Raw genomic sequence first — 13,503 nt, forward strand, 5'->3', positions numbered from 1 at the left:
ATTTACGAGACGACCTGTTTAATTTTATAATGCACCATGAATTTTGACTTTAAAAGCCTATTTGCATTTACAAAAGAAATATTCATTAAAATGGGATGCCCAGAAAGTGATGCCCAATCAGCTACAGAAGTGCTTCTTTCTGCGGACTTGCGCGGAGTAGATTCCCATGGGGTAGCCAGGCTTTCCGGTTATGTCAGGCTTTGGGAAGCGGGAAGGATCAATCCCACCCCAAATGTCCGTATCGTCCATGAGACTCCCAGCACAGCTGTGGTGGACGGAGATGGCGGACTGGGACTTGTGGTCGCTCCAATTGCCATGCAAATCGCCATTGACAAGGCCAAAGGTGCCGGAACTGGCTGGGTATCTGTAAAAAACTCCAACCATTACGGTATAGCAGGCCATCATGCCCTGCAAGCTGTCAAGGAAGACATGATCGGCATGTCCATGACCAACGCCAGCCCCTTGGTAAGCCCTACCTTTTCGAAAGAAAGACTGCTGGGAACCAACCCAATCTCTGTCGCTATCCCAGCAGGCAAAGAACCTCCTTTCGTTGCCGATATGGCCACGACCACGGCCGCCAATGGTAAACTTGAAATCCTCCAGAGAAAACAAGAAGAAGCTCCTTCTGGGTGGGTGCAGGACAAAGAAGGAAACCCCACCACCAATGCCTTTGGCGTGAAGGAAGGCGGAGCCCTATTACCTCTGGGAGGGGACCGTGAGCATGGCTCGCACAAGGGCTACGCCTTGGGCTCCATTGTTGACATTTTTTCTGCCGTACTCTCCGGCGCCAATTATGGTCCGTGGGTACCTCCTTTTGTAGCCTTCTTGCAGCCAGACCCCAATCCTGTCGGTGAAGGTATTGGCCATTTCTTTGGCGCTATGCGTGTCGATGCTTTCCGACCAGCCGATGATTTCAAAAACCATATGGACAACTGGATCAATAGATTCAGATCTGCCAAGACCACACCCGGTCACGAAAAAGTCTTGATTCCCGGAGATCCGGAAAGAGAACTCGAAAAAGAACGAATGGAGAGCGGTATTCCCCTTCTAGAACCAGTGCAAAAAGACCTGAAAGCCCTAGGTGAAAAATTTGGGATACCTTTTAAAGAATAAAAAAAGCACCGGCCTTAGGCCTAGCCATTTCCGCCTGTTTCGGACCTAAAATCCGGAACAGGCTCAATTTTTACACTATTTTAATTTTTCAATATTCCATTTTTGCCTATCTTAATACCATGTCAAAATTCCATCATTACCAAACCTTAATCGAGTGGACCGGAAACACCGGCATGGGAACCAGGGGCTATCTTGCTTACCAAAGAAATTTCGATGTCACTACAGAGGGCAAAGCCCAAATAGCAGGAAGTGCTGACCCACACTTCCGAGGGGATAAATCCCGCCACAACCCGGAAGAACTATTCCTTGCCAGCATAGCGTCCTGTCACATGTTATGGTACCTCCATCTCTGCGCTGAAGCTGGCGTAAGTGTCGTCAATTACGAAGACCATGCTGAAGGAATCATGCAAGAAAATAAAAATGGCTCTGGTCAGTTTAATGAAGTAGTGCTTTATCCAGTGGTCACAGTGGAAAACGAAGACATGAAAACCAAGGCCATGCTCCTACATGAAGAAGCCCAAAAACACTGCTTTATCGCCAACAGTTGTAATTTCAACATCAGACATAAGCCAGTAGTAAGAATCGCCTCCAAAAAGCAAAGTTACAGCTAATAGCTCCTCCACAAGAGTAGTTTTCGCTAACACCTTGACCCAACCAATATCTCAAACCGGGAAAAACAAATCCTACATTTTTTGTAAACCCGGTTTTTATGTGAGGACTTCAGTATAGCCTGTTCCGATGGATGTCGGTGTTTTAGTAAAAAAACTCCTACAATCGATGGGGCAAACCTCCAGTTGGCTAGGTATATCCTTCTCCCTTGTTTTTGGCATCCGCCACAAACTCCTTGAATTTTTTCTCTGCATCCAGCTTACAGATCAACAATACATTTTCGGATTCGTTGATAAGGTAGTTGTCCAAGCCATGCACCACGACCAGTTTTTTAGGAGAAACTTTAATATAGCTGTTGGTCGTATCGTAGAGCATTGCGTTGGCATCCACCACATTATTGTTCCCATCTCTGTCTTTCAGCTGATGGATACTCATCCACGACCCCAGGTCAGACCAACCAAAATCCCCAAGAATCAGAAAAACATTCTCTGACTTCTCCATGATACCAATATCAATGGTGACGTTTTTCACTAATGAGTATGCCCTTCTGATAAACTCCTCCTCTTGTGGAGTGGAGTAATATGACTCTCCTTCCTCAAAAACCTCAGCTACTTCAGGCATGTACTTGCCGAACGCTCTGATGATGGACTTATTTTTCCATGCAAACATGCCGCTATTCCACACAAAATCGCCACTTTCCAGAAAGGTCTTTGCCAGATCAACATCAGGTTTTTCGGTAAAAGTCTTCACCTTTTTCACTTCATCATTACTGTCAATATACTGGATATAACCGTAAGCTGTATCCGGACGATTGGGTTTTATCCCAATGGTAATCAATTGATTGTCCTTTTCGGCTTCATTAAGCGCTAAGCGCATGGTATCCTGGAATGCCACCTCGTGGAGAATCAAATGATCCGAAGGGGTGACGATCACCCTAGCCTCAGGATCCTTTTTTTGGATCACATAGCTGGCATAGGCCACGCATGTGGCCGTATTCCTCCTTAACGGTTCTCTTAAGATTTGATCTTCTGACAATTCCGGCAATTGCTCCTTAACAATGTGCGCATAAGCGTGACTGGTCACCACATAAAACCTGTCCGCCGCCGACAACTTCACAAACCGATCATAGGTCATCTGCAACAAGGTCCTGCCAGTACCTAAAAGGTCTAAAAACTGCTTTGGAAAATTATTTCTGCTAAAAGGCCAAAACTTAGAGCCAATGCCTCCAGCAAGAACAACAATATATGGTGTATTTTGCATGATTTTTCTTAAACAATCCCCTCCTTCATTAAGTCATGGATATGGATAAACCCACGCACTCCCCCATCTTCTTCTACTACGAGCTGGGTAATGTTATATTCCCTCATGAAATTTAACGCCCTGACGGCATATTCATTGCGAGCGATGGTTTTTGGGTTTTTTGTCATAATATCTTTAGCGGTCACTGTGGAAAGATCCTGGTGTTTTTCGAGCATTCTTCTGAGATCACCATCGGTCACTATCCCTACCAAATGCTGGTCGCCGTTGACCACCGCCGTAGCCCCAAGTCGCTTACCACTGATCTCCAGAATCACTTCCGTCAAGTCCGCTCCTTCATTCACTTGTGGAACAGCATCTTTTACCATCAGGTCATCTACAGTGAGATAGAGCTGCTTACCTAGGGAACCTCCGGGATGATAGCGTGCAAAATCATCACTACTAAAGCCCCTGGCTTCCAATAGGCAAACGGCCAATGCATCGCCCATGGCCATATGGGCTGTGGTACTGGTAGTGGGGGCCAGATTTAGAGGACAGGCTTCTTCTCCAATTGTAGCATTCAACACAAAATCCGCCTGCTCTGCCAAATAACTCTCTGTATTACTTACCAAGGCCACCAATTTGGATCCCATCCTTTTGAGCATGGGCACCAAAACTTTTATTTCAGGTGTGTTTCCACTTTTCGAAATACAAATTACGAAATCTTCCCTTTGAATCATACCCAAATCCCCATGAATAGCATCAGCTGCATGCATAAAGAGTGCTGGAGTACCCGTGGAATTCAGTGTAGCCACGATTTTAGTGGCCACGAGGGCACTTTTACCCACCCCGGTAATGACCACTCGGCCCTCAGAACGTAGGATTTCTTTCACACAACTTTCGAAATCCTCATCAATATTAGGAATCAGATTCTGAAGGGCTTCCGCTTCTGTTTGGAGAACTTTGATGGCGCTATTTTTAATATTTTTTATTATATTCAATTTTACCGAGGTTATTATTAAATTTGTACAAAGGTAAAATTATTTACTTTAAAAATTTAATGAAAAAGCTTTCGGCGCATCATTAAAAAGAGATAATGGAGTGGATATAAAAATTAAAGAAAACCTCAAGAAGATTTTTGGCTTCAATCAGTTTAGAGGGAACCAAGAAGCTATCGTTGACAACATATTACAAGGTAACAACACCTTTGTCATCATGCCCACGGGAGCTGGTAAATCCCTGTGTTATCAATTACCGGCCGTCACCAAAGAAGGTACGGCTATTGTCATATCACCCTTGATAGCATTGATGAAAAACCAAGTGGACCAACTGAATGCTTTTGGCATCAATGCCCACTTCCTGAATTCCACCCTTAGCAAAACTGAATCCAATAAAGTCAAAAAACAGGTTCTCTCAGGAGCGACCAAGCTCCTCTACGTAGCCCCTGAATCACTCACGAAAGAAGAAAATGTCGAATTCCTAAAAACAGCCCAACTTAGCTTTGTAGCCATTGACGAGGCGCATTGTATCTCCGAATGGGGTCATGATTTCAGGCCAGAATACCGAAAGATCAAGAGCATTATCGGCCAGATCGGTGATTCACTGCCCATCATTGCCCTTACTGCCACTGCGACCCCAAAGGTGCAGCAGGACATCCAGCGCAACCTCAACATGGAAGAGGCCGACCTGTTCAAGTCGTCCTTTAACAGGACTAACCTTTTTTACGAGGTCAGGCCCAAGGTGAAGAACGATACCAAAAAGCACCTCATTAAATACGTCAAATCCCAAAAAGGCAAGTCCGGCATCATCTATTGCCTTAGTAGGAAAAAGGTGGAAGAAATCGCCGAACTCCTTAAAGTAAACGGTATCAATGCAGCTCCTTACCACGCTGGACTAGAAGCCGGCACACGTGTAAAAAACCAAGACAATTTCCTGAACGAGGAAGTCGATGTGGTCGTGGCAACGATCGCCTTTGGCATGGGCATAGACAAACCGGATGTACGCTATGTCATCCACTACGATGTCCCCAAGTCGCTGGAAGGCTATTACCAAGAAACAGGGAGAGCAGGACGAGATGGACTGGAAGGACACTGCCTGATGTTTTATAAGTACGAGGACATCGTCAAACTAGAAAAATTCAACAAGGACAAGCCTGTCAATGAACGGGAAAATGCCAAAGTCCTGCTGCAAGAGATGGCAGCATATGCAGAAAGCTCCGTCTGTAGAAGACGTGTGCTGCTGCATTATTTTGGAGAAACCTTAAATGAAGATTGTGGTTTTTGTGACAACTGTAAGAAGAAACGGGACTCTTTTGATGGTAAAGACGACATCCTTACCGCTATCGAAGCAGTCAAGGAAACCAATCAGCGCTTTAACCTAGAACACATTGTCAAGGTCATCCGTGGAGAGCAGAACGAATACATGGAAAGTTATCATCATAACGGGCTCTCCGTCTTCGGAAAAGGAAAAAATGACAGCGAAAGACACTGGAGATCCGTCCTACGGCAGACCATGATCAATGGACTTTTAGAAAAGGACATTGAAAACTATGGTGTTATCAGACTTTCGCCAAGCAGTGAGGTTTTTCTAAAAGAACCTTATGCCATCACACTCACCAAAGATCATGACTTTGAAGAAATGATCGAAAATGACGAAGCGGAGGAAATTGCCAATATCAACAAAGCTTACGACGAAAAGCTTTTTGAGCTGCTAAAAGTAGAGCGAAAGAAGGTCGCCAAAACCAAGGGGCTTCCTCCTTATGTGATTTTCCAAGACCCCTCCTTAGAGGAAATGGCCACTGTGTATCCGACCACTCGTGAAGAACTTGCTCAGATAAATGGGGTCGGAATGGGAAAAGTCATTAAATTTGGGGCTTCATTCCTTAAACTAATTGAAACTTATGTTGAGGAAAACGACATTATTACAGCTTCAGACGTTGTAGTCAAAACTGCAGGTACACGTTCCAAGGTAAAGATCTCCATCATCCAGCAGGTAGACCGCAAGATCGATCTGGATGAGATCGCTTCAAACCTGAATATTGACATGGCAGAATTACTTCAGGAAATAGAGCAGATCATCTATAGCGGCACCAAGCTAAACATCAATTACTACATCCACAACATCATGGATGAGGAACGGGAAGATACGCTACATGACTATTTCATGACTGCAGAGACGGACAACATCAGAGAAGCACTTGAAGAACTTGAGGACGAAGACTTTGGAGAAGAAGAAATCCGGGTCTACAGAATCAAGTTTATTTCTGATCATGCCAACTAAAATTTAGATTTAAATTCAATGAATATACTCTTGTTAGGAAGCGGAGGCCGAGAACATGCCTTTGCTTATAAAATTGCCAATAGCCCAAAATGTGAACGCTTATTCGTAGCCCCAGGAAACGCCGGAACAGCCAGCATCGCCACCAATGTATCCATTGGCATCACCGATTTTCCAGCCATGAAGGAACTCATTTTGACCAACACCATTGACCTGGTAGTCGTTGGGCCAGAAGAGCCATTGGTAAAGGGAGTAGCGGATTATTTTGCAGGGCAAGAAGAAACCAAAGGACTACCTGTCGTTGGCCCTAAGCAAGCAGGGGCTACCCTCGAAGGAAGCAAAGACTTCTCCAAGCAATTCATGCAGCGACATCAAGTCCCCACAGCTGCATCTGCCACATTTACCAAAGATACTATAGAAGAAGGTTTGGCGTTTATCAAAGAACAACAGCTTCCTGTGGTCCTGAAAGCTGACGGATTAGCTGCAGGCAAGGGTGTGCTGATCTGCGAAACAATGGAAGACGCGGAAAACTCCTTCAAAGAAATGCTTTTGGAAAGTAAATTTGGGGCTGCTTCCGAAAAAGTAGTGGTAGAAGAATTCCTTTCGGGCATAGAGCTTTCGGTGTTTGTAGCGACAGACGGCAAAAGTTATAAAATCCTTCCCGAAGCCAAAGACTATAAACGTATCGGAGAAAAGGACACAGGCCTCAATACCGGCGGAATGGGCGCCGTAAGTCCAGTACCTTTTGCAAAAGGAGATTTCTTGCAAAAGGTTGAGGAAAAAGTGGTCAAACCCACTATCCAAGGTCTTGAAAAAGACAATATAGACTATAAAGGCTTCATTTTCATAGGCCTGATGAATGTCAACGGGGAACCTTACGTGATCGAATATAACGTACGTATGGGCGATCCTGAAACCCAAGCTGTACTACCTCGTATCAAGAGCGATTTTCTAGACCTGTTATATGCGATGGGCACGGGTACTTTGGAGGATTACCATTTTGAACTGGAGGATTTCACCACCACTACCATCGTAATGGTAGCTGGCGGATATCCAGGTCCCTACCCAAAAGGTGACACTATCTCTGGACTGGATGGTGAACGAAACACCAGCGTCACATTTCATGCAGGCACCTCCACTAATCCCCAAGGAGAAGTCATCACGAATGGCGGCCGCGTATTGGGAATCACCGGCAAAGGAAACAGCATCGAAGAAGCGCTGTCCAATGCCTACACCAGGGTAAATGAAATATCCTGGAATGATGTCTATTTCCGAAAAGATATCGGTCAAGACATCCTAAATTATGGTAAATAAAACCATAATTTATTCACGAGGAATATGCTGAGCATGTTCCCTAAATTATATATGTGTTATGGCAGGATGTAGTAGCTGCTCTACCACCGCTGGAGGCGGAGGGTGCCAAAATAACGGCACCTGTGGTACGAGCGATTGTAATAAAATGAACTCCTTCGATTGGCTATCCCATATGGGCATACCAACCGTGGACAATTTTGATGTAGTCGAAATAAAATTCAAAGGTGGAAGAAAAGAATATTTCAGGAATGTCAACCACCTGAAACTTACCACTGGAGATCCTGTGGTCGTAGATGTCCCCAGCGGCCATCATATAGGGTATGTATCCCTTCAAGGCGAACTGGTAAGACTACAGATGCAGAAGCGTAAGATCAAAAATGACGACAATATCACAAAGATCTATCGCGTCGCATCGCCAAAAGATCTCGAGAAATGGGAGGAAGCCAAAAACAGGGAAGTCCCTACGCTCTATAGAACCAAGCAGATTATCGATGAGATAAAACTGGAAATGAAATTGTCCGACATAGAATACCAAGCGGACAATTCCAAAGCCACCTTCTATTACTCTGCTGATGAACGGGTGGATTTCAGGGAACTCATCAAAGTCTTGGCTTCTGAGTTTAAAATCCGTGTGGAAATGCGGCAAATAAGCCTAAGACAAGAAGCCGGGAGACTTGGGGGAATCGGTGTGTGCGGTCGGGAATTATGTTGTTCCACTTGGATCCATGATTTCAAAAGTGTCAGCACATCAGCAGCGAGGTACCAAAACCTCTCTCTCAACCCCACCAAACTTTCTGGGCAATGCGGCAGGCTCAAGTGCTGTCTAAACTATGAGCTGGACACCTACATGTCTGCCCTAGAAGACATCCCCACTATCGAAAAACCGTTGGTTACAGAAGCAGGACATGCCAAACTTCAAAAGACGGACATTTTCAGAAAACTGATGTGGTTCAGTTATAACAATGAAAATAACTGGCATTCGATTGATTGTGATAGGGTGAAGGAGATCATCGAAATGAACAAGGATGATAAAAAGCCTTTTAGCCTTGAATTTGACGATGTAATGGACTTGGAAGAAGACAAGACCAACTCCAATATTGACCTCGAAATGCTGGATAAAAAGTTCAGTTCGAAAAATAAAAAACGAAAAAAGCGCAAGCCAAGACCAAAGCGTCCTACAGACACCCCTGTAGCAACTAAAGGTGAAAAGCCTACTGGCCAACACCCCAACGAAAACAAAGGCAGACCGCCCCGTCGTAAACCTTCCAACAGGAGAAAAGGAGGAGAAAACAGGCAAGGAGCATCTCCACAACAGACCAAACCCAACACAGATAAGAATGCCCCCCGAGCTTCACAAGAAACCAGGGCCAATCCTGATCCAAAAAAACCGCAAAGGAGCAATCAAAAAGGGAACCGAAATAGAAACAACCGTAGAAAAGGAGGTAGGGGTCCCAATAAAAATGGCAACCAGCAAAATGAAAATTAGATCAATGGCCAATAATCTTTGTAGCTCATTGTTCGGGATATTCCTGTTGTTTTCGTGTAACAACAACAGGATCTACGAGGAACACCAAGGCTTGGAAAAGCTCTCTTGGCCCATTGCAGATACGGTCAGTTTTGACATTGATATTGCTTCAGGTCAAAAGACACTGTCCACCCTCCGTATCAAATACAACCAAGAATATGATTACTATAATCTTTATGTCCGGTATTTGGTAAGAGATAGCCTTGGTCAGATTGTGGACAATGAACTGTTGGACATGAACCTCTTTGACCCCAAGACGGGAAAGCCATTGGGCAGTGGTTATGGAAATAGCTTCACGCAGATCGACACCTTGGACTTGCAAGAGGTGAGCCAATACCAAAAACTCCAAGTGCAATTTGTACAGTACATGCGAAGCAACGATTTGGACGGAATCGAATCAGTAGGTATTAAACTGGAGAAGGAGTGAACGAGATCACTCCTTCTCCAGTTTACCATGAATTTTTGTCTGCAACAGATCTTCTCTGTCCATCCAGAATTGCCTACTGAAGATATGGGTAATATTCCACCCTTTTTCCTTTAGTGTTTTTGGATGATAGACGAACGCCTCTTTTGCTGATTTGGCAGAAAATAACCTGTTATCATCTGTCAGTACAGCCCCTACATATTTACCCCCTTCCAATAGTTCCAGATCCATTAGGCATGAAATGCTGCTGTTTTTCACCGAATGGTTTCCGTAAGTTCCTTCCAATTTATTCTTCAAGTACCAAGAAACCTCAAATCCTCCGGCTGTTTTTTCCTGTATGGTTACTTTTTTCCCATTGGCCACCTCCTCTGCATATTCCAAATAATCCCGCAACATCCTTATTCCGGGGTTATAAATCTGCTTGGTCTTAAAATCCTGTGCACTAATACTGGTCACTACATAAACTTGCTTCCGTGCCCGGGTAATGGCCACATTGAGCCGATTGGTCCCGCCATCCTTGGAAAGAGACCCAAAATTTGCTATAAATTTCCCTGCCTTATTCTTAGCATAACCTATCGAAAACAACACTATATCAAATTCGTCACCCTGAACATTTTCTATATTTTTCACCTTAATCCTCTTACCCTTTTGTCCACTGAGCTTTCTGTCCTTTTCCAACAGGTCATTGATTAGCTCCATTTGGAAATAGTTAAATGTGATAACGCCAAAAGAAAGGTCGGGATATTCTTTCTCCAGCGATTTGAGTTCGGTGACCACCCGCTCGGCTTCCACTACATTGGTCTGCTTATCCCAAGTTCCATCCACCTTGATCCATTGATAAGATTTCTCCCCCTTGTTGAGACTTTCCATTTCGGGAAGCATGGTCAGGGTGTTTTGATAAAAGTGTTCATTTGAGAAGGCGATCAATGACAATGAGCGACTACGATAATGCCCTTCCAGGGTATATTTCTTGAAATAATTAGAAGCCAGCCCCAAAAGTGATTCCACTTCTAGCGCCGTCTCTTCATGATCATGACTATCCATTTTTACCCGATAAAGGTCAAAGGGCTGTAGCTGCTGGCTATCTCCGGCAATGACAACTTGCTTGCCCCTAAGCATGGCGGGCAAGCCCCTTTCGGCAAAACACTGAGAGGACTCATCAAACACCACCAAGTCAAATCTGCTTTCAATCGGAAACAATGCAGAAACGGTCTCAGGAGAAGCCAGCCAACATGGCACCAAGCGGAACAGCTCAGCCTCAAACTTCTCAACCAATTTTTTGGTACTCCATATACGTTTTTTCTTGGTCACTTGATGCAATAATTCCCGGTAGGTCACCAAGTTATTCAGCCGATTATATTCAAGATTCCTAAACGTATTTTCCCGTAGTCGCTGCTCTGTCATAAATCGGCTTATGGTTAGTTTCTCGTCCACGGATTCGGAAAACTCCTCCAGCACATCCCTCACCTTATGCAAACTCATCTCCTGAAGCACTGGATATTTGGTTTCGATGTGTTCGATCCAGCTGATTTTCAGTCCTGCCAAGAAAATCTGTTTTAGCTCATCAAAGCTGCTATTGGGGTATTCATCCAATAACTTCCCGATAACTTCTAGGTCTATACTCCTCAGCTTCCGTTTGAGTCGGTCCAAAGCCACCATTTCAGTAAAATTCCCCGTGATGGTTTCTTGAATTTTATCCAGTTTTTCCTCATCTGAGGTAGTCAATAAATGCTTGATCTGAATAGTACTAAAATAGTTTCTCCACCCTGCTGCCTTATGCTCTATCAGTTCATTGATTCCAATCAGTTCTTGTAGTATCCTTCTAAAATGATCAAAATCTGCTTTTTCAAAAATCAAATACGGCGTGAGCACCCCCAGTTCTTCGAGAATAAACCGCGCTTTTACGGCTTGTGTCAGAATATGAAAATCATGATTGAAAGCGGTGAAATCAAATGGCTTTTCGAGAAGATTGATCCAAGGCTTTCTGTCCAGAAGGGTATACTGATGGTTCATGTTCAGCCTGTTTTCCAGCATTTTGGTCAGTACCTGCAGCCCCTCCTTGTCGTTATCGAGCTCATTGTGTTCTAGCAAAGCCCACACTTCCCTATATTCCTTTTTATAGAACTTCAGGGAAAGGGATTTCCACCAGGAATCTTTCATGGCTATCACATGGAGTACTTTTTGGTAAGTATCCTCTACTTTCCCATCTTGGATGGACCATTCCACTCCTTCTTCTGCCAAAAGGTTCTTGATGATATCCACCTTATTTTCTAACCACAGCAAGTCCATATCCGACTTTGGGTATTTCATCAATACTTTCAGTGCCAAGAAAATATCCTTATTGTTGATCAGGGCCTGTAATTCCTCCAGTCTTCCCTTATGCTCAAACGACTGGTAAACCAACGGAAATTCAAATGGCTGATACAACAGGTCTCCAAGGATTAGTTCTGCGGTACTTTTCAGCTCCTTGATCTCCAGCAAGTTCTCCTTAAAACGGTGAATGGCATTCGCTGTAAACTCTGCAAAGTCCACCCTATGAAGCCAAAAAGAATCCGCTTGCTCATACTTGGGATAATAATACAGGTACTCCTTAAGGTCCCGCAGAAATTCATCCAGAATATTCCAATGATAATGCTTGTAATACTGTGTGAGGTTAAGGTGCTCATCTCCCAAAGAAGAACTCATGTACAATTCCTTGATCGGCACACCGCATTCTTCAGTATTAAAAAGTGCATGTCTATAGTCTTCCAGAAAATCTCCGTGATTTTCTATCGTACGGACTATCTTGCTAAAATTCCTTTCCAGCTGGATAGCATCAAGGCTTCTGTTCAGCTCTTTATAGCCACCAAGGGAGTTGATTTGATCGGCGATTTTCTTGAACATAGACTCCCTGTCTGCCCTAAAGTCATGCACCAGTGCCAAAAAAGCACCAAACCCTTGGTCCACTAATCGGTCGTGGACCACATCCAATGCCGCTCTTTTTTGAGAGACCACCAGTACCCTCTTGTCCCTAGAGATAAAATCGGTCACCAAATTACAGATCAGCTGGGATTTACCCGTACCGGGAGGTCCTTCTACCACACAGGATCCCCCTTCCCGTACTGTCTTCAGCACTTCTTCCTGGCTTGCATCCAGCGGAAGGGTATTGAACAAATTCCCCTCCACTTGGGAGACGGACTCTTCTTCCTCATGAGCGAACCATTCTGTGAAAAGCTCCTCCAAATCCCCCGCCGAAAACTTATCCGTCAACTCCTCATAATCCCGGATCAAAAAGGAGCTTTTTTGTGAAAACTGTCCCAGCACCGCAGAAGGAGTCAGCCTCAGCATTCCGGTTTTATAACCTTTGTCGCATTCTGCAGAACTAGTCGCTGTAAAGGCCTCTAGTTTGTCCTGAAAAAGCTCTTGACTGAAGTTAAGTGACAATTCTTTTTGCAGGTACTGATAGAGCTCCGTTCTGAAAGGCGTAGGCTCCTTAGGAAAAACCTCCAATGGGTTTTCCCACCATTCCTTCTTAAATGGCTGCTGACTGGCATTGGCGTAAGCCAGTAAAAAGGCCCTGTTGAAGAACGGCTGATCGCCGGATTTTTTCTTAAGGTACCAGTGCTTGCCTTCCCGAGCTAACCGCACTGGAAAAAAAAGCAATGGACACCTAATAACCTGTTCATTAGGGAGCTTGCCTTCTATAAATGGCCAAGCAACATAAAGGCTTTTTTCACCACTTTCTTCCTCCGCCAACTTCACCCGCTGTTGGATCCGCTTTAAGCGAAGTGAAAGCTGATTGACATGACTATCCCTGGCATCCTCTGATGGGATAAGTGGAATTTTCTTTTTCCTCCCCAATAGCTCCACTATGTAGCTAAAGGTATTTTCATGCTGTAAAAACTGGAATTCCTTCAAGTCTATCATTTGGGTGCTCACCAGTTTTGGCAAGAAAATGGACCTGTTTCTTGCTGACAGATCCATTAACCTGTTCATATAGACCTGAAAGATGTCCTTTATCATAAGA

At 44.3% G+C, this 13,503-nt stretch carries 9 protein-coding genes; 6 read left to right on the plus strand and 3 right to left on the minus strand.

Features of this window, described 5'->3' with window-relative positions:
- Positions 1-36 precede the first annotated feature (36 nt).
- The gene (locus DN752_RS07350; protein WP_112783349.1) at positions 37-1,113 is read left to right on the plus strand and encodes an Ldh family oxidoreductase; all 1,077 of its coding nucleotides are present in this window, start codon (positions 37-39) and stop codon (positions 1,111-1,113) included.
- Between the two features lie 119 nt (positions 1,114-1,232).
- Complete coding sequence (locus DN752_RS07355) at positions 1,233-1,724, plus strand: OsmC family protein (RefSeq protein WP_112783350.1); 492 nt, start codon at positions 1,233-1,235, stop codon at positions 1,722-1,724.
- Positions 1,725-1,911: 187 nt separating this feature from the next.
- Here the strand turns inward: DN752_RS07355 and DN752_RS07360 are convergent, their stop codons facing one another.
- Both DN752_RS07360 and DN752_RS07365 read right to left on the minus strand, forming a co-directional pair.
- The gene (locus DN752_RS07360; RefSeq protein WP_112783351.1) at positions 1,912-2,982 is read right to left on the minus strand and encodes a mannose-1-phosphate guanylyltransferase; all 1,071 of its coding nucleotides are present in this window, start codon (positions 2,980-2,982) and stop codon (positions 1,912-1,914) included.
- Between the two features lie 8 nt (positions 2,983-2,990).
- Positions 2,991-3,959 (minus strand): KpsF/GutQ family sugar-phosphate isomerase, encoded by a 969-nt coding sequence (locus DN752_RS07365; protein WP_112783352.1) that lies wholly within the window; start codon positions 3,957-3,959, stop codon positions 2,991-2,993.
- Between the two features lie 100 nt (positions 3,960-4,059).
- On the opposite strand from DN752_RS07365, the gene recQ reads away from it, so the two are divergent.
- Genes recQ through DN752_RS07385 form a run of 4 tightly spaced genes read left to right on the plus strand, consistent with a single transcriptional unit; the run spans position 4,060 to position 9,500 of the window.
- Positions 4,060-6,237, plus strand: coding sequence for a DNA helicase RecQ (gene recQ, locus DN752_RS07370; protein ID WP_112783353.1), 2,178 nt, complete (start codon positions 4,060-4,062; stop codon positions 6,235-6,237).
- Positions 6,238-6,255: 18 nt separating this feature from the next.
- Entirely contained in the window at positions 6,256-7,548 is a 1,293-nt protein-coding gene (purD, locus tag DN752_RS07375; RefSeq protein ID WP_112783354.1) for a phosphoribosylamine--glycine ligase, read from the plus strand.
- Between the two features lie 58 nt (positions 7,549-7,606).
- Entirely contained in the window at positions 7,607-9,034 is a 1,428-nt protein-coding gene (locus DN752_RS07380; RefSeq protein ID WP_112783355.1) for a PSP1 domain-containing protein, read from the plus strand.
- Positions 9,024-9,500 carry a gliding motility lipoprotein GldH gene (locus DN752_RS07385; protein ID WP_112783356.1) on the plus strand — a complete coding sequence of 159 codons (477 nt, stop codon included), beginning with the start codon at positions 9,024-9,026 and terminating at the stop codon, positions 9,498-9,500. Before DN752_RS07380 ends, DN752_RS07385 begins: the two co-directional genes overlap by 11 nt.
- A 6-nt stretch (positions 9,501-9,506) precedes the next feature.
- Here DN752_RS07385 and DN752_RS07390 read toward each other — a convergent pair whose 3' ends face one another.
- Positions 9,507-13,499, minus strand: a complete 3,993-nt coding sequence (locus DN752_RS07390) for an AAA domain-containing protein (protein ID WP_112783357.1) — start codon at positions 13,497-13,499, stop codon at positions 9,507-9,509.
- Positions 13,500-13,503: the final 4 nt, after the last annotated feature.

It is taken from the genome of Echinicola strongylocentroti, assembly GCF_003260975.1.
Classification (GTDB): domain Bacteria; phylum Bacteroidota; class Bacteroidia; order Cytophagales; family Cyclobacteriaceae; genus Echinicola; species Echinicola strongylocentroti.

Bases quoted from the DNA above. Each gene is read 5' to 3' on its own strand.
- DN752_RS07355 (WP_112783350.1), top strand. From the start codon at position 1,233: ATGTCAAAATTCCATCATTACCAAACCTTAATCGAGTGGACCGGAAAC.
- DN752_RS07390 (WP_112783357.1), bottom strand. From the start codon at position 13,499: ATGATAAAGGACATCTTTCAGGTCTATATGAACAGGTTAATGGATCTG.
- DN752_RS07360 (WP_112783351.1), bottom strand. From the start codon at position 2,982: ATGCAAAATACACCATATATTGTTGTTCTTGCTGGAGGCATTGGCTCT.
- DN752_RS07385 (WP_112783356.1), top strand. From the start codon at position 9,024: ATGAAAATTAGATCAATGGCCAATAATCTTTGTAGCTCATTGTTCGGG.
- purD (WP_112783354.1), top strand. From the start codon at position 6,256: ATGAATATACTCTTGTTAGGAAGCGGAGGCCGAGAACATGCCTTTGCT.
- DN752_RS07350 (WP_112783349.1), top strand. From the start codon at position 37: ATGAATTTTGACTTTAAAAGCCTATTTGCATTTACAAAAGAAATATTC.
- DN752_RS07380 (WP_112783355.1), top strand. From the start codon at position 7,607: ATGGCAGGATGTAGTAGCTGCTCTACCACCGCTGGAGGCGGAGGGTGC.